General features: G+C 37.2%; 16 protein-coding genes. 9 read left to right on the forward strand and 7 right to left on the reverse strand.

Features of this window, described 5'->3' with window-relative positions; genetic code table 11:
* Window positions 1-131: 131 nt before the first annotated feature.
* Together ACUXEY_RS21145 and ACUXEY_RS21150 are read right to left on the reverse strand one after the other, a co-directional pair.
* The gene (locus tag ACUXEY_RS21145; RefSeq protein ID WP_461301543.1) at window positions 132-608 is read right to left on the reverse strand and encodes a GyrI-like domain-containing protein; all 477 of its coding nucleotides are present in this window, start codon (window positions 606-608) and stop codon (window positions 132-134) included.
* A 127-nt stretch (window positions 609-735) separates the two neighbouring features.
* The gene (locus tag ACUXEY_RS21150) at window positions 736-1725 is read right to left on the reverse strand and encodes an NAD(P)/FAD-dependent oxidoreductase (RefSeq protein WP_166688319.1); all 990 of its coding nucleotides are present in this window, start codon (window positions 1723-1725) and stop codon (window positions 736-738) included.
* A 462-nt stretch (window positions 1726-2187) separates the two neighbouring features.
* On the opposite strand from ACUXEY_RS21150, the gene ACUXEY_RS21155 reads away from it, so the two are divergent.
* The 5 genes from ACUXEY_RS21155 (at window position 2188) to pepA (ending at window position 6666) form a co-directional block, all read left to right on the forward strand.
* The gene (locus ACUXEY_RS21155) at window positions 2188-3396 is read left to right on the forward strand and encodes an NAD(P)/FAD-dependent oxidoreductase (RefSeq protein ID WP_144615327.1); all 1209 of its coding nucleotides are present in this window, start codon (window positions 2188-2190) and stop codon (window positions 3394-3396) included.
* A gap of 123 nt (window positions 3397-3519) precedes the next feature.
* Window positions 3520-4026 carry an NUDIX hydrolase gene (locus tag ACUXEY_RS21160; RefSeq protein WP_166704709.1) on the forward strand — a complete coding sequence of 169 codons (507 nt, stop codon included), beginning with the start codon at window positions 3520-3522 and terminating at the stop codon, window positions 4024-4026.
* On the forward strand, window positions 4023-4340 hold the full coding sequence (locus tag ACUXEY_RS21165) for a YuiB family protein (protein WP_000027015.1): 318 nt from the start codon (window positions 4023-4025) through the stop codon (window positions 4338-4340). The genes ACUXEY_RS21160 and ACUXEY_RS21165 overlap by 4 nt, the downstream gene beginning before the upstream one ends.
* Before the next feature lie 86 nt (window positions 4341-4426).
* On the forward strand, window positions 4427-5053 hold the full coding sequence (locus tag ACUXEY_RS21170; RefSeq protein ID WP_140386927.1) for a 3D domain-containing protein: 627 nt from the start codon (window positions 4427-4429) through the stop codon (window positions 5051-5053).
* 128 nt (window positions 5054-5181) lie between these two features.
* Window positions 5182-6666 carry a cytosol aminopeptidase gene (gene pepA / locus ACUXEY_RS21175; protein ID WP_461301544.1) on the forward strand — a complete coding sequence of 495 codons (1485 nt, stop codon included), beginning with the start codon at window positions 5182-5184 and terminating at the stop codon, window positions 6664-6666.
* Window positions 6667-6774: 108 nt separating this feature from the next.
* On the opposite strand, the gene cdaS is transcribed toward pepA, so the two are convergent.
* Window positions 6775-7380 carry a sporulation-specific diadenylate cyclase CdaS gene (gene cdaS / locus ACUXEY_RS21180; RefSeq protein ID WP_001158741.1) on the reverse strand — a complete coding sequence of 202 codons (606 nt, stop codon included), beginning with the start codon at window positions 7378-7380 and terminating at the stop codon, window positions 6775-6777.
* Window positions 7381-7523: 143 nt separating this feature from the next.
* Here cdaS and ACUXEY_RS21185 point away from each other — a divergent pair, with 143 nt between their 5' ends.
* Together ACUXEY_RS21185 and galU are read left to right on the forward strand one after the other, a co-directional pair.
* On the forward strand, window positions 7524-9248 hold the full coding sequence (locus tag ACUXEY_RS21185) for a phospho-sugar mutase (RefSeq protein ID WP_461301545.1): 1725 nt from the start codon (window positions 7524-7526) through the stop codon (window positions 9246-9248).
* A 107-nt stretch (window positions 9249-9355) separates the two neighbouring features.
* Window positions 9356-10243: a UTP--glucose-1-phosphate uridylyltransferase GalU gene (gene galU, locus ACUXEY_RS21190; RefSeq protein ID WP_029440499.1), complete on the forward strand. Its 888-nt coding sequence runs from the start codon at window positions 9356-9358 to the stop codon at window positions 10241-10243.
* A 45-nt stretch (window positions 10244-10288) separates the two neighbouring features.
* Here galU and ACUXEY_RS21195 read toward each other — a convergent pair whose 3' ends face one another.
* A complete protein-coding gene (locus tag ACUXEY_RS21195; protein WP_166704704.1) occupies window positions 10289-10882 on the reverse strand; it encodes a biotin transporter BioY in 594 nt (197 codons plus the stop codon).
* A 50-nt stretch (window positions 10883-10932) separates the two neighbouring features.
* Entirely contained in the window at window positions 10933-11676 is a 744-nt protein-coding gene (locus ACUXEY_RS21200; RefSeq protein WP_166704703.1) for a DUF3298 and DUF4163 domain-containing protein, read from the reverse strand.
* 95 nt (window positions 11677-11771) lie between these two features.
* Here ACUXEY_RS21200 and ACUXEY_RS21205 point away from each other — a divergent pair, with 95 nt between their 5' ends.
* Window positions 11772-12155 (forward strand): hotdog fold thioesterase, encoded by a 384-nt coding sequence (locus tag ACUXEY_RS21205; RefSeq protein WP_001140606.1) that lies wholly within the window; start codon window positions 11772-11774, stop codon window positions 12153-12155.
* A 39-nt stretch (window positions 12156-12194) separates the two neighbouring features.
* Here the strand turns inward: ACUXEY_RS21205 and ACUXEY_RS21210 are convergent, their stop codons facing one another.
* Entirely contained in the window at window positions 12195-13571 is a 1377-nt protein-coding gene (locus tag ACUXEY_RS21210) for a glycine--tRNA ligase (protein WP_000287154.1), read from the reverse strand.
* A 347-nt stretch (window positions 13572-13918) separates the two neighbouring features.
* The gene (locus ACUXEY_RS21215) at window positions 13919-14632 is read right to left on the reverse strand and encodes a DNA alkylation repair protein (protein ID WP_166704702.1); all 714 of its coding nucleotides are present in this window, start codon (window positions 14630-14632) and stop codon (window positions 13919-13921) included.
* A gap of 117 nt (window positions 14633-14749) precedes the next feature.
* Here ACUXEY_RS21215 and ACUXEY_RS21220 point away from each other — a divergent pair, with 117 nt between their 5' ends.
* On the forward strand, window positions 14750-15217 hold the full coding sequence (locus ACUXEY_RS21220; RefSeq protein WP_166704701.1) for a hypothetical protein: 468 nt from the start codon (window positions 14750-14752) through the stop codon (window positions 15215-15217).
* Window positions 15218-15301 lie beyond the last annotated feature (84 nt).

Genomic DNA, 15301 nt, shown 5'->3' on the forward strand with positions numbered 1-15301 from the left:
AACAATCACTTTATACAGTTTCTAATATTTCTATACTGCACTTTCTCATTGTAGACAATAATATTGAATTTGCACAGTGGCTATTTAACGACAAAAAAGAAGATACCAGATGGCATCTTCTTTTTTGTCGTTCAGGCTAATGCAATATAAATATCTAATTGTGCGTTAGTTGGATCTGTTGCTTTTTCATCATAAAGCTCAAAATCTGTTGTAAAAGCACGTTTGTTTTCTTTTGACCATTTCCAAATATATTCCCAGGCTTCGCAAACGACTTCAGCAATTGGTCCTTTTCTCGTTGTAAATACCGCATACGTAGCAGCAGGTATTGTTACAGTTGTCATATTTTCAGGAATGTCTTCTAATGAAGAAACGGGCATACCGATTGTAAATTGATATGTACCTGTTTCATCGGATTCGTAATTTGAGTAAAAAGCGAATGTTTCTTTCGTTTGTTGATTTGGGATGTGATGCATCATTTGTTCTTGGAAGTATCGGTTCCAAAGCTGTGGGATTTTTCCTTCAGTAGATGCTTCTTTTTCGTTTATCGTCGTAATCGAAACGCCGATTGCTTGGAAAGCTTCTTTTTTTACGATAATAGGTTCTTTCATTTTTAAAATATCCCCCTTATTAGATAGAACATTTGTTCTTTTTGAGTATAACATATTTTGGAAGGAGAAGGTAGCACAATAACAAAAGAACTCCTTTTGCGTAAAAGGAGTTCTTATCATTTCTATATTAAAACATACTAGAGCTGTGCATCGGTTGCAGTTTTGCGCTTGGATCGAAGTAAGCTTTTGCATTGTTTACTGCTGTTGGTGCTTCACCGAAGCCGCAAGCAATGAGTTTTACTTTTCCTTCATATGTACAGATGTCACCAGCAGCGTAAATGCCAGGAATATTTGTTTCCATTTTCGAGTTCACGAGAATGCTGTTTTTTTGTATATCTAAGCCCCAGTTTTTAATTGGCCCAAGGGAAGAAACGAAGCCGTAGTTTACGATTACGTCATCAACATCGATGATAATTTTTTCTTCCGTTTTTACATGCTGAAGAACGACTTGTTCAATTTTGTCATCACCAATGAGTTCTACTGGAACGTACGGTGTGCTTACTTCTGCACGAGAATTCATTAAGCTTTCTACGCTATGTTCATGCGCACGGAATTTATCACGGCGATGAACGATTGTAACTTTGTCAGCAATCGGCTCTAACATCATTGTCCAATCAACCGCTGAATCGCCGCCGCCAAATACTACGACGCGCTTACCAGCAAATTTATTCATATCATCAACGAAATAATGTAAGTTTTTCTTTTCATACTTTGCTGTACCTTCTAATTCTAAACGGCGCGGTTGGAAAGCACCATTGCCAGCAGTAATAATAACTGATTTAGAATAGTGAGTTTGCTTATTCGTAACAAGTTTAAATATACCGTCAGCTTGTTTCTCAAGCGTATCAACAGCTTCTTCTAAACAAACGGTTGGGTCAAATTTCTTCATTTGCTCTTTTAAGTTATCAACTAACTCTTGTGCGCGCACTTTTGGGAATCCAGCTACATCATAAATGTATTTTTCAGGGTAGAGTGCGGATAATTGTCCGCCAAGTTGAGGTAAGCTTTCAATGATTTTTACACTTGCTTGTCTCATACCGCCATAAAATGCTGTGAACAGTCCTGTCGGACCACCACCAATAATTGTTATGTCGTAAACTTTTTGATTTTCTGCCACTTTCATTCCCCCTATAGATGGAATTTTGATATTGATTTCATATATTGTTCATATGTACACGAAAATCCTGCAAATGATGACACTTTCAAATAAATGATAGCATATTTGAGTTCATAATACTTCTGAAAACGACTGAATTGTGTGTAAGTTTTCGCATAGATGCGTTTTTAATTGTATAAAATATGGTGAAAGGAAAATACATGAAAAAAAGGCTGAAAAACCCTTGAAAACGCTATGTTATTTTAAAATATTGATAATTCTCCAGACGCTTGAATTCTGGAATAAAACCGACTAATATAGGGAAGTATTATGTTAAATTTCTATGACAAAATTCGTACGATTTTTTGACTGCGTTTTGTTATGATATAGAATGTGATAAATTCCACATTCTTGACAAATAGAGTTTTTAGTACTTGGTATTATTTTTCATTACTATTATATAAAGAAAAGGGTTGTGATTTGGTGAAGACTCCAAAAATCGTAGTTTTAGGTGCAGGTTATGGCGGGATGATTACGACTGTTCGTCTGCAAAAAGCATTATCTGTAAATGAAGCTGAAATTACGTTAGTAAACAACAACAGCTATCACTACCAAGCGACTTGGTTACATGAGAGCGCAGCTGGTACATTACAAGATGAAAAAATCTGTCTAGATATTCAAGACGTTATTGATACAAATAAAGTAAACTTTGTACAAGACACAGTAGTAGAAATTAAAGCTGCTGAAAAACGCATTATCTTAAAAAATGGCGAGTTAGAGTATGACTACTTAGTAATCGGTCTTGGTTTCGAATCAGAAACATTCGGAATTACAGGATTAAAAGAGCATGCATTCTCAATCGCTAACATTAATGCAACTCGTGAAATTCGTGAGCATATGGAAGCTAGTTTCGCTAAATATGCAACTGAACAACGCGATGAGCTAGTAACAATCGTTGTTGGTGGTGCTGGATTTACTGGTATCGAATACGTAGGTGAGCTTGCAAACCGTGTTCCTGAACTTTGCAAAGAGTACAATGTACCACGTGAAAAAGCACGTATTATCTGTGTAGAAGCTGCTCCAACAGCACTTCCAGGTTTCGATCCAGCATTAGTAGAATACGCTGTAAAACAACTTGAGAAAAAAGGTGTAGAATTCCGCATCGGTACAGCAATTAAAGAAGCAACTGAAGAAGGTATTATCGTTGCAAATGGCGATGATACTGAATTAATTAAGTCTGAAACGGTAGTTTGGGCTGCAGGTGTTCGTGGTAACGGTATTGTAGAAGAGTCTGGCTTTGAAGCAATGCGCGGACGTGTAAAAGTTGATGAGTACATGCATGCTCCAGGATACGAAGAAGTATTCATGGTTGGTGACGCAGCGTTAATCATTAACGAAGAAATTAACCGTCCATACCCACCAACAGCACAAATCGCAATTCAACAAGGTTACAACATTGCACACAACTTAACTGTGTTAGTTCGTGGCAAGGGCGAAATGAAGAAATTCGCATTCGATAATAAAGGATCTGTATGTTCTTTAGGTCATGACGATGCAATGGGCGTTGTTATGGGCAAAAAGTTAACAGGTTGGAAAGCTTCCTTCATGAAGAAAGTTATCGATAACCGTTACCTATTCTTATTAGGTGGACCTTTATTAGTTCTTAAAAAAGGTAAATTAAAGTTCTTTTAATGTATAGTAGAAAAAGCAGAAATGGCTAAGAGCTGTTTCTGCTTTTTTCATTTTAAAAATATAGTATAATATATAAAAAAGAAAGAATATTCTGTCCGTTCTAATAGAGGAGGGTATTACATCATGGAGAAAAGAGGGAAAGTATGGCTAGCCGTCGGTGGATTAGTAGCTACAAAAGATGGCAGGTGGCTGTTCGTTAAGAAAAAATACAGTGGATTAAAGGGGAAATGGTCTTTGCCGGCTGGTTTTGTAAATGAAGGTGAGACGGTTGATGAAGCTGTGAAACGTGAAGTGTTAGAAGAGACAGGCATTGTCGCTCATGTGAAGGGGATCATTGGTGTTCGATCGGGCGTGATTCGAGATGAGATTAGTGATAATATGATTATTTTCCTTTTGGAACCTGAAGGAGAGAGCATTATTGTACAGGAAAAGGAATTGTCTGAAGTGGCATTTCTGCATCCAGATACGATTGCGGACGACCCGAATACGTCTGTACTTATTAAATATTTGTTAGAAAGAAAATCAGAACTACATCTTGAGATGGACAAAACATTAAATCCAGGAGAGCAATTTGGTTATACAGCCTATCATGTATTTACGGCGCATACGAAGGAGAGGGAGAAAGAGTGAGTATACCGGTACTACTTATTTCAATGATGTTATTTTTCATTTTGTTTTTTGGAATTGGATTTTTACTCAACATGATATTGCGAGCAACATGGGTAATGGTTATTGTGTATCCGATTGTTTGTATGCTTATTATTAATAAGGCGAGTATGTGGGATTACTTTTCAAAGCCAAAAGAAACATTCTCTTCATTTGGGACAAGTGTATCGCATTTAGGACAAGCAGATGTATTTATTTTATCGACTGGATTAGTAGGTGCTGCTTTAGCTGGAATTGTCATTAAGAAACTTCGGAAAAGCGGATATCAAATGTTTTAATCTCCAATTCATTTGGAGATTATTTTTTTGCATATTCCTTCATTGTATAGGGAATGATTAACGATGAAGGAGTGTGGAATATAAAAATGTTAAAACGATATTGTATTCGCATTATGATGACTTGTTTACTTGTATCCGCATTATGCGTAACATGGAATGCTTTCACAGGAGTTTCTTTATTAGAGATTGTAAAGAAATATGAGGGAACGAGTGCAAAAGAAGTACATGCAGCAGAAGTTAAGAGAAATGTTGCTCCGAGTAAAGAAGTGATAAATGCTTTAGAGCAGGCAAATGACTGGTCTAAATATCGTTCAATTGAAATGACTGCAACAGGTTATACGTCGGGAATTGAATCAACTGGCAAGAGGCCGGGACATCCGGAGTATGGTATTACATATTCAGGTGTTAAGGCGAAAAGGGATTTATATTCCACAATCGCTGCGGATTTACGCGTATTCCCGATTGGAACGATTCTCTTTGTTCCAGATTATGGGTATGGTGTAGTAGCTGATAAGGGCGGTGCTATAAAAGGAAACCGTCTGGATTTATATTATGATACGGTGAAAGACGTTTATAGCCAATGGGGTAAGAAAAAAGTAAATGTATACGTAGTGAAAATAGGAAATGGTAAGTTTACAGAAGAAGAGTTAACGATGTTAAATGAAGACGAAACGATGCAAGTGTTCCGTGGTCAATATTTAAAACAAAGATAGTCTAGTGATAATTACGCTAGACTTTTTTTATTTCATAATGGAGGTAATAGTAGAAGTTAGAATTGTCGCATTTTATCGAAAATAAAGTTATAATAAAGGTAGAGTAGAGAAATTTAGGGGGTCTGAACATGTTTCAAGTACAAAAAGAATTAGCAAGCCATGAAGCGGTAATTGTTGCCTTATTTGAAGAAGAGAAAACGAGTAGTTTTGTACAAGAACTGGACAAAGCGTTTGAAGGACAATTACAAGTTTTATTAGAAGAGAAAGAACTTTCTACTAAGAAGAAAGCTATTTCAAAAGTACATAGTTTAGGAAAAACAAATGTGAAACGTTATTATTTCGTTGGTTTAGGTAAGAAAGAATCTTATACGACGGAAACGTTACGTGCAGCTCTTGGTAAGGCTTTTAAAACGTTACAAGCAGCAAAAGTACAAGATGCAGCAATCTTACTGGATTCTTTCGTAACAGAGAAACTAGATGCGATTGATGTAGCTCATATTGCAGCAGAAGTACAAGGTCTTGGTACATATGAGTTACAAACGTATAAATCAGATAAAAAGGATCGTGTGAAACTAGAGAAGTTCACGGCTATTACAGCAGAAGATGCACAAGAAATTGAAGCTGCATTAACAGTTGGTTACGTACATGGACGTGCAACAAATTCAGCTCGTACACTTGTAAATATGCCGCCAAACGTATTAACAGCAACAAAGCTTGCTGAGTATGCTGTTGAGTTAGCGGAGAAGTATGATATGGATTATAAAGTTCTTGAGAAAGAAGAGATGGAAGAGCTTGGTATGGGTGCGTTACTTGCAGTAAACCAAGGTAGTACAGAGCCGCCAAAAATGATTGCTCTTATTTATAAAGGAAAAGAAGAGTGGACAGATGTCATTGGATTTGTTGGAAAAGGAATCACATACGATACAGGTGGTTATTCTTTAAAACCGCGTGAAGGCATGATCGGTATGAAAGGTGATATGGGCGGTGCAGCTGCTGTATTAGGTGCGATGGAAATTATCGGTGAACTTCGCCCAGAGCAAAATGTAATTGCTGTTATTCCATCAACTGATAACGTTGTAAGTGGTACAGCATTTAAGCCAGACGATGTAATTACATCTATGAGCGGAAAAACAATTGAAGTATTAAATACAGATGCAGAAGGTCGTCTAGCATTAGCTGACGGTATTACGTACGCTAAAAAATTAGGTGCAAACTACCTTATTGATGTTGCGACATTAACAGGTGGAGTAATTGTTGCACTTGGAAATCATACGACAGGCGCAATGACAAATAATGAAGAATTGTTTGAGCAAGTGCTAGAGGCATCTATGGAAACAGATGAATCAATTTGGCAATTACCGATTTTTGATCGTGATAAAGAACGCGTGAAAAACAGTAAGTTTGCTGATTTAAATAACTCACCAGGCCGCGAAGGACATGCGGTTATGGCAGGTACATTCTTAGGTGAATTCGCTGAAGATACACCGTGGGTACACTTAGACATCGCTGGAACATCTGAATCATCAGGAGTGCATGATTTAGGGCCGGCTGGTGCAACAGGTGCAATGGTACGTACACTTGCAACACTTGTTGAACGTTTCGGAGAAGAATAAGATAATAAGAGAAGGCTGTTCCAATATTTTGGAACAGCCTTTTTTATTGGTATGATTCTGGTTGTCTTATCCTATATGAACTGCCCGCAAACTATATATAGTTTCACTTTATAACGAAATCGTATACAACGTCCCATTTAAGGCGAATGAAGTACGACCTGTTTCTTCAGAGACAACTAAAATAAGTGCATCGCTTTTTTCTGATAAGCCAATGGCGGCTCTGTGACGTGTTCCTAGCTCTGGATCAACTTCTGTACTTTTTGTTAGTGGAAGAATATTAGCAGCTGAAACAATATGATTATTTTTAACGAGAACGGCTCCGTCATGAAGAGGGTTACCTGGATAAAAAATCGATTCGAGCAGTGGTGCGGTTAAATGAGCGTTTAACGTTGTTCCAGTTTGAATACAAGATTCAAGTGTCTCGTTTCGTTCCACAACAATAAGAGCACCGTGTTTTCTGGCGCTTAAATGTTGGACAGCTGTTGTAATGAACTGTGAGCTTTCCGTATAAGGTGATAAATACGCTTGAATATAGTATGTAGCTGCCAGTGTTTGTACATTTGCTAACATATGATGAATATCTTCCATCTTACACAAAATACATTCATCTTCTTTATCAATTGCTTGCCTCATAATTGATAATTCTTTTTCGGCAATTTCAATCATTTGCTTTGTTTGTATTTTGAGTTCTTCTGACAAGCCCCATTCCTGCATAATCCTCATTCCCTTTAGTGGAGTATTTAACCATAGTGTATACAAATATTACTAGTAAAATCCTATTAGATTGTAAAAAATATTGAGATACAGGTTGTTTTTTTCATATAATAAAGGTATGACAAGCGAGAGGAGATTGAAGTATGAACTGGAAACAAGAATTTAGTCGCTGGCTTTCATATGCAGAGTTAGACGTAGAACTAAAAGAACAGTTAGAAAACATGAAGCAAGATGAGAAGAAAATTGAGGACAGCTTTTATAAAAATCTAGAATTTGGCACAGGTGGTATGCGTGGTGAACTTGGTGCTGGTACGAACCGTTTGAACGTATATACAGTTCGTAAAGCAACGCAAGGATTAGCGAAGTTTATTGAAAAATTAGGTGAAGAAGCGAAGAAGCGCGGTGTTGTTGTTGCGTATGATTCTCGTCATAAATCACCTGAGTTCGCAATGGAAGTAGCTGCTACACTTGGTGCACACGGTATTACAACATATGTGTTTGAAAGCTTACGTCCAACGCCAGTGCTTTCTTTCGCAGTTCGTCATTTACATACAGTGAGTGGAATCGTTCTTACGGCAAGCCACAATCCGCCGGAATATAACGGTTATAAAGTATACGGTGAAGATGGTGGGCAATTGCCTCCAAAAGAAGCTGATGAATTAATTAGCTACGTAAACGCAGTAGAAGATGAATTAACAGTTGAGGTTGCTGATGTGGAGCAATTAAAAGCTGACGGTTTATTACATATTATTGGACAAGAAGTAGATGATGCATATGCTGCAGAATTGAACAATGTCATTATTAATAAAGAAATGGTACAAAACGTTGGGAAAGACTTAAAAATCGTCTTCACCCCACTACACGGAACATCAAATATTTCTGTACGCCGTGGTTTAGAAGAAGTTGGATTTACAGATGTAACAGTTGTAAAAGAGCAAGAGTTACCAGATCCGAATTTCTCTACAGTAAAATCACCGAACCCAGAAGAGCATGCAGCGTTTGAGTATGCAATTCGTGATGGTGAGAAGGTAGGCGCAGATGTGTTAATCGCAACAGATCCTGACGCAGACCGCCTAGGTGTTGCAGTTCGTAATCAAGATGGCGAATTCCAAGTATTAACTGGTAACCAAACAGGTGCATTAATGCTTGATTACTTATTATCTCAAAAGAAAGAAAACGGAACGCTTCCAGAGAACGGTGTTGTATTAAAAACAATCGTAACATCTGAAATTGGCCGTACAATCGCGAAAGCATACGGTTTAGATACAGTTGATACGTTAACTGGATTTAAATTTATCGGTGAGAAAATTAGACAGTATGAAGAAAGCGGACAATACGAATTCCAATTCGGTTATGAGGAAAGCTATGGTTATTTAATCCGTCCATTCTGCCGTGATAAAGATGCAGTACAATCTGTTCTATTTGCATGTGAAGTAGCTGCATACTACAAATCACAAGGTAAAACGTTATACGATGGTCTATTAGAAGTATTTGAGAAGTACGGTTTCTTCCGTGAAGACCTTGTATCGTTAACGCTAAAAGGAAAAGATGGAGCGGAACAAATTCAAGAAATGATGGCAACATTCCGTGAAAATCCTCCGAAAGAAGTAGCTGGCTTAACAGTTGTAGCAGTTGAAGACTATAAAGCGAGCATCATTACATCTTTACAAGATGGACATAAAGAAGAGATTCACTTACCGAAATCAAATGTGTTAAAATATCAATTAGAAGATGGTTCTTGGTTCTGCCTACGTCCATCTGGAACTGAACCGAAGATCAAGTTCTACTTCGGTGTTCAAGATAATTCTTTACAAAATAGTGAACAAAAGTTACTTACTATTAAAGAAGATATTATGAATCGTTTATAATATAAAGTAATTTTAAGTAGTAGGGAACAAAAGGGAGCGAAACCTCCCTTTTGTTCTATGTAAGGAAAGATCGTTATTGATTCTGACAGAAGAGAGGGTATTTTGTGATGAAAAGAGTAAGAAAAGCGATAATCCCAGCAGCTGGATTAGGAACACGTTTTTTACCAGCTACAAAAGCAATGCCAAAAGAAATGCTACCGATAGTAGATAAACCAACTATCCAATACATTGTAGAAGAAGCAATAAAATCAGGAATCGAAGATATTATTATCGTTACTGGTAAAACAAAGCGTTCGATTGAAGATCATTTTGATAATGCCTTTGAGTTAGAGCAAAACTTATTAGAAAAGAAAAAGTATGAGTTACTTGAAAAAGTACAGGCTTCTTCAAAAATGGTAGATATTCACTATATCCGTCAAAAAGAACCAAAAGGATTAGGACACGCTGTTTGGTGTGCACGTAAATTCATCGGTGATGAGCCATTCGCTGTTTTATTAGGTGATGATATCGTTCAAGCTGAAAAACCATGTTTACGTCAATTGATTGAAGAATATGATAAAACGCTTTCTTCTGTTATTGGTGTACAAACGGTTCCAGAAGATGAAACACACCGCTACGGAATTATTGACCCATTAGAGCAAGAAGGACGCCGTTATCAAGTTCGTAATTTCGTTGAGAAACCAGCAGCAGGTACAGCACCTTCAAACTTAGCAATTATGGGACGTTACGTTTTAACACCTGAAATCTTCATGTTCTTAGAACAGCAACATGTTGGTGCTGGTGGCGAAATCCAGTTAACAGATGCTATTCAAAGCTTAAACGAAATCCAACGTGTATTCGCTTACGATTTCGAAGGAAAGCGCTACGATGTAGGTGAAAAGTTAGGATTCGTTCAAACGACAATCGAAATGGCCCTGCAACACCCAGAATTACGTGATGACATGGTTGTAATGATGAAGAAAATTTTAGAAGAACATACGAATCAAGAGTCTTAATATAAAAAAGGAGTTATTTCAGTGCGCTGAAATAACTCCTTTTTATTATGAAATCGTCGAATGAGAATGCTGATAAGCGGAACGACGTACAGCATAGTATATGCGAGGTGCAATGATAGCACCGATAATTGTAAATACAATATCTTTTACTGCGAACCACATCATAATCATCCAAGCAGCTTTATAGCTCATATTACCGCCCATGAAGAGATTGACTGCCCCGTACATGTAAGTAGTACCGATAATATAAGTTAAAATAATTCCTGTGAAAGAGGCAATTGCAAATGTACGAAATGTTGGCTTTTCCTTTTGTTCTACGAGTTTTCCTGATACGTAAGCAACGATAATAAATGCGATAATAAAGCCACCAGTAGGATCTAAAAGTGCTCCAAATCCAGCTTTGAAGTTAGCGAAGATGGGCGCGCCTGCTAATCCGACAAGCATATAAACCGTCATTGATAATGCGCCAAGTCTACTTCCGAGAAGAAGCCCTGCTAAAATTGCGAAAAATGGTTGCATAGATAATGGGATGCCCGCTACTTGTAAGAATGGTGCCCAAGATACAATATTTGCACCAATGGCCATAAGAGCAACGAACATGGCAGCTAATGCTAAATCTAAAACATGAAATCTTCTCATAATGTTAACCTCCTGTTGTTTTTAGGTTAACATTATCGTAGCGAAAATATTTACTTGTTGTCAATCAAAATATTTTGATAAGAAGGCTTCAAATAGTCCCTTAGCAACGTATACGGAATACGAAATTGCGGAATTCCGCTTGAATAAGGAGCAATCTCATATAGAGGGAAATAAATGACGAGATTGTTCGGCTCTAAAAAGAAGTGAAACTTTTTCGTGCTCATGACCTTTTCAGTTGCATCGGGAAAATAAATGCTTTCATTTTGTTTAATTTGTCTTACAATCTCAGCACGTATTACTTCTTTATATTTATCTTTTTGTTGAAATAAATCATCTAAGTGTAGTAACTTTTTTTCGTTTAAATCAAATGTGTTTGCTTTCCACGTATAAAGACCGTGCGCACCACCTGTATATTGATAGTAATTCAAATATAGGCTGAGAAAAGGTGGTTTATTTAAAGAGACTTTATAATCAACATTCGCCACGTACGGATGAAATGGTGTACTGGATCCTTCTGTTTCTTTATAATATTTTTTTGCGTCTTTTTCTAATCTGGCTTTAAATTTGTCAGTAGATTTTTTGTAATAGAAATTGAGCTTATTTTGAAATTTAGAATCGGAAAAGTTATGAAATGAAGGTCTATTAATTTGATATTCTATATAAGGTTTCTTACCTTTTTGCGTTACAGTCTGAACATCGATTGTCAGGTTGGATGCTTTGGCTGCTAGTGCACAATTTGGTACAATAGTCAGCAAGGAGAGCATAAGCAGTAATATACAAAATTTCTGTTTCATTTAGGTGAAACCTCCTTATTTAAGTGTTACAAGTAGTTTGAAAATAAATAGGTAAAATTATACATTCAATTAAAGTAAGAGAAGGGGGAAATGATATGGCAAAAACTTTAATGGATTCACTTGGAATTGAGTTGTTAGAGATGACAGAAGATAAGGTGGTTGCTACGATGCCTGTTGATGAGCGTACACATCAGCCGTTTGGTTTTTTACACGGTGGTGCATCTCTTGCATTAGCAGAAACAGTAGCAAGCGTCGGTTCATACAATTTAATTGATCAAGAAAAATGCATCTGTTTCGGTCTAGAAATTAACGCAAATCACATTCGCTCAAAGAAAGATGGAATTGTAACAGCGATCGGAACACCGATACATAGAGGACATTCAACGATGGTTTGGGATGTGCGTATCATTGATGAGAATGACGATTTATTATGTATTTCAAGATGTACAGTAGCAATTAAAGAAAAACGTGAAAAGTAAAAAAGAGGCGGCTCTCATGAGCTGCCTCTTTTTTTATAATTAGAACTGGATTTTCTTCTCTAAGAAACCTTTTAGTTCGCTAATTGGCATACGAACTTGTTCCATTGTGTCACGGTCACGTACTGTAACAGCTTTGTCTTCAACTGAGTCGAAGTCGTAAGTGATACAGAATGGTGTACCGATTTCGTCTTGACGACGGTAACGTTTACCGATAGAACCAGTTTCGTCAAAGTCTACCATGAAGTCTTTAGCTAATTCTGCGAATACTTCAGTAGCACCTTCAGATAGCTTTTTAGATAATGGTAAGATAGCTGCTTTGTATGGTGCTAAAGCAGGGTGGAAACGAAGAACTGTACGAGAATCGTTTTCTAATTGCTCTTCTTCGTATGCATCACATAAGAATGCTAATGTTACGCGGTCAGCACCTAAAGATGGCTCGATGCAGTATGGTACGTAACGCTCATTCGTTTGTGGATCAATATAGTTAAAGTCTTCGTTAGAGTGTTCCATGTGACGTTTTAAATCGAAGTCTGTACGAGATGCAACGCCCCATAGTTCGCCCCAACCGAATGGGAATTTGAATTCAATATCAGTTGTTGCGTTACTGTAGTGAGATAACTCTTCTTCACCGTGGTCACGAAGACGCATGCTTTCTTCAGTCATACCAAGTGAAAGTAACCAGTTCTTACAAGTTTCACGCCAGAATGCGAACCACTCTAAATCTTCACCAGGCTTACAGAAGAATTCAAGTTCCATTTGTTCGAATTCACGTGTACGGAATGTGAAGTTACCAGGCGTGATTTCGTTACGGAAGCTCTTACCGATTTGGCCAATACCAAATGGAAGTTTTTTACGCATAGAGCGTTGTACGTTTTTAAAGTTTACGAAAATACCTTGTGCTGTTTCAGGACGAAGGAAGATTTCGTTTGTGCTAGACTCTGTAACACCTTGGAATGTTTTGAACATTAAGTTGAACTGACGGATTTCAGTGAATTCTTCACTACCGCAATCAGGACATTTTACTTCATGTTCTTTCATTAAGTCAGCCATTTGGTCGAAAGTAAGACCGTCAACAACCATTTCGATGCCTTTTGCATCTAAAGCATCTTCAATTAATTTGTCAGCACGGTGACGCGCTTTACATTTTTTACAGTCGATCATTGGATCGTTGAAGTTACCAACGTGACCAGAAGCGATCCAAGTTTTTGGGTTCATTAAAATAGCTGCGTCTAAACCAACGTTGTATGGAGATTCTTGAATGAATTTTTTCCACCAAGCTTTTTTAACGTTATTTTTTAATTCGATTCCAAGTGGACCGTAATCCCAAGTGTTTGCAAGACCACCGTAAATTTCAGAACCAGGGAAAACAAAACCGCGATGTTTCGCTAAGTTTACAACTTGTTCCATTGAATACATAATAAAATCCTCCTTTTGAAAGTTAACGTATTGGCGATGACGTGCTCAGGTACGGGTGAAACGAGCGGTATATGCTTTGAAAAACATAAAAAAACGCTCATCCCAAGGCTTAATTGCCTAGGGACGAGCGTTTGCCCGCGGTTCCACCCTAGTTGATACACAAAAGGGTGTATCCACTTTATCACGTATTGCTCGAGACTGCCGTTTCCTTGCGGCTTCAGGCTTTCACTATCCCTGAATCGCTTTTTGTGCAAGTACTTATAAGTCCGTCATCGCTACTTATATTAATAATAATGAACATATTCTAACACGTTCTTTTTTAAATCTCAATAGAGGAACGCGTCTATCTATGATAGAGTCTCGCCTATTTTTTCGTTATTTATTCCGTAATTTTCTTTAATGTGCTTAATTGCTTCACGTTTACTTAATGGAGCGAGCTCATTGTTTTGCACGTATTCCCAAACTACATCCGGCTTTGTTTTTGCATATTCACGAAGGACCCAGCCAATCGCTTTTTGAATGAAAAATTCTTTTGAAGAATGTAGTTGTCCAATGATCCAGAAAAGAAGTTCTTCATCCATCTTTTGTTTATATTTTAGCTGGAATAAAATAGCGGCGCGTTGTAACCATATGTTATCTGATGCAATCCATTTTGGAATATAGGCAGAAATTAATTCCGGATGTTTTAAAAAGATATTCCCTAAAAATGTAGGAACGATGCTATCAACTGTATCCCACCAAGACTTTGTGACAATGAGTTCTTCTAAGAAGGGGATATGAGTTTCGTTTATATGCTTTTTATATTTTTGCATAATATCAAGTGCGGCCGCTTGAAATTCACGTTCTGGTAAATCCCAAAGCTCACGTATGATAACTTGGAAGTCTTTTGAATCTGGGAGAGTATGTATTTGAATAACGTCTTTTAATAACTGTCTTCTCTCGGGAGTTTGAATACCGAGAAACGGGAAGTGATTTTTCATATAACGTGCCATCGGTTCTGCTTTTTCCAGATTTTTGTGAGCTATGAAATGTTCTTGTAGTGCTTTTACAAATGGATGCATCAGTTGTTCTCCTCTCTAATTATCTTACTCCTATTATTATACAGAGAGTTTGGTTGAATTTTAAAACATAACTTGTAAAGTAATGAAATATGTTGAAAGTAGAGAGGAGAGGATAAGATGGAAGATCAAGGTTTACTAGCAGGTTTCTTTGCTCTTAGTTTTGCGTTTATTCTTGTTGTATTGATTTGGGCAGTTATTGCGTATTTGTTAACGGCTTTTGCACTGTATACGATGGCGAAAAATGATGGTGCAACGGATGGTGCTCTTGCATTTATTCCTTTTTTAAATAGTAAGATCTGGGGTGATTTAGCGAAAGATAAATTACCAGATTTCTTAAAAGAAGAAGCAGGATGGAAAGTATTCGGCATATATGTCGCGTGTTTCATTTTTAACTTCGTACCAATTCTATATTTAATAGCAACAGCTGTATCGATTGTGCTATCTATTTATCTTATCTACGCAATTTTAGATAGGTACGGAACGAACTCTATATTATTTACAATTATTCATACAATCACGTTTTCGGTTTTCTTACCGATTCACTTATTTATTATTCGGAATGAGCCGGTAAGGTATAACGAGTAGATATATATGTATGGAGCTGTTTCAAAGATATTTTGGAACAGCTTTTTGTTGACCAAAAAAGGGCTGCCACATAGGACAGCCCTT

The organism is Bacillus sp. F9_6S_D1_P_5, from assembly GCF_054823925.1.

Coding starts and splice junctions, on each gene's coding strand:
- ACUXEY_RS21145 (WP_461301543.1), bottom strand. CDS start 608: ATGAAAGAACCTATTATCGTAAAAAAAGAAGCTTTCCAAGCAATCGGC.
- ACUXEY_RS21160 (WP_166704709.1), top strand. CDS start 3,520: ATGGAGAAAAGAGGGAAAGTATGGCTAGCCGTCGGTGGATTAGTAGCT.
- ACUXEY_RS21170 (WP_140386927.1), top strand. CDS start 4,427: ATGTTAAAACGATATTGTATTCGCATTATGATGACTTGTTTACTTGTA.
- pepA (WP_461301544.1), top strand. CDS start 5,182: ATGTTTCAAGTACAAAAAGAATTAGCAAGCCATGAAGCGGTAATTGTT.
- cdaS (WP_001158741.1), bottom strand. CDS start 7,380: ATGCAGGAATGGGGCTTGTCAGAAGAACTCAAAATACAAACAAAGCAA.
- ACUXEY_RS21185 (WP_461301545.1), top strand. CDS start 7,524: ATGAACTGGAAACAAGAATTTAGTCGCTGGCTTTCATATGCAGAGTTA.
- galU (WP_029440499.1), top strand. CDS start 9,356: ATGAAAAGAGTAAGAAAAGCGATAATCCCAGCAGCTGGATTAGGAACA.
- ACUXEY_RS21195 (WP_166704704.1), bottom strand. CDS start 10,882: ATGAGAAGATTTCATGTTTTAGATTTAGCATTAGCTGCCATGTTCGTT.
- ACUXEY_RS21200 (WP_166704703.1), bottom strand. CDS start 11,676: ATGAAACAGAAATTTTGTATATTACTGCTTATGCTCTCCTTGCTGACT.
- ACUXEY_RS21205 (WP_001140606.1), top strand. CDS start 11,772: ATGGCAAAAACTTTAATGGATTCACTTGGAATTGAGTTGTTAGAGATG.
- ACUXEY_RS21210 (WP_000287154.1), bottom strand. CDS start 13,571: ATGTATTCAATGGAACAAGTTGTAAACTTAGCGAAACATCGCGGTTTT.
- ACUXEY_RS21215 (WP_166704702.1), bottom strand. CDS start 14,632: ATGCATCCATTTGTAAAAGCACTACAAGAACATTTCATAGCTCACAAA.
- ACUXEY_RS21220 (WP_166704701.1), top strand. CDS start 14,750: ATGGAAGATCAAGGTTTACTAGCAGGTTTCTTTGCTCTTAGTTTTGCG.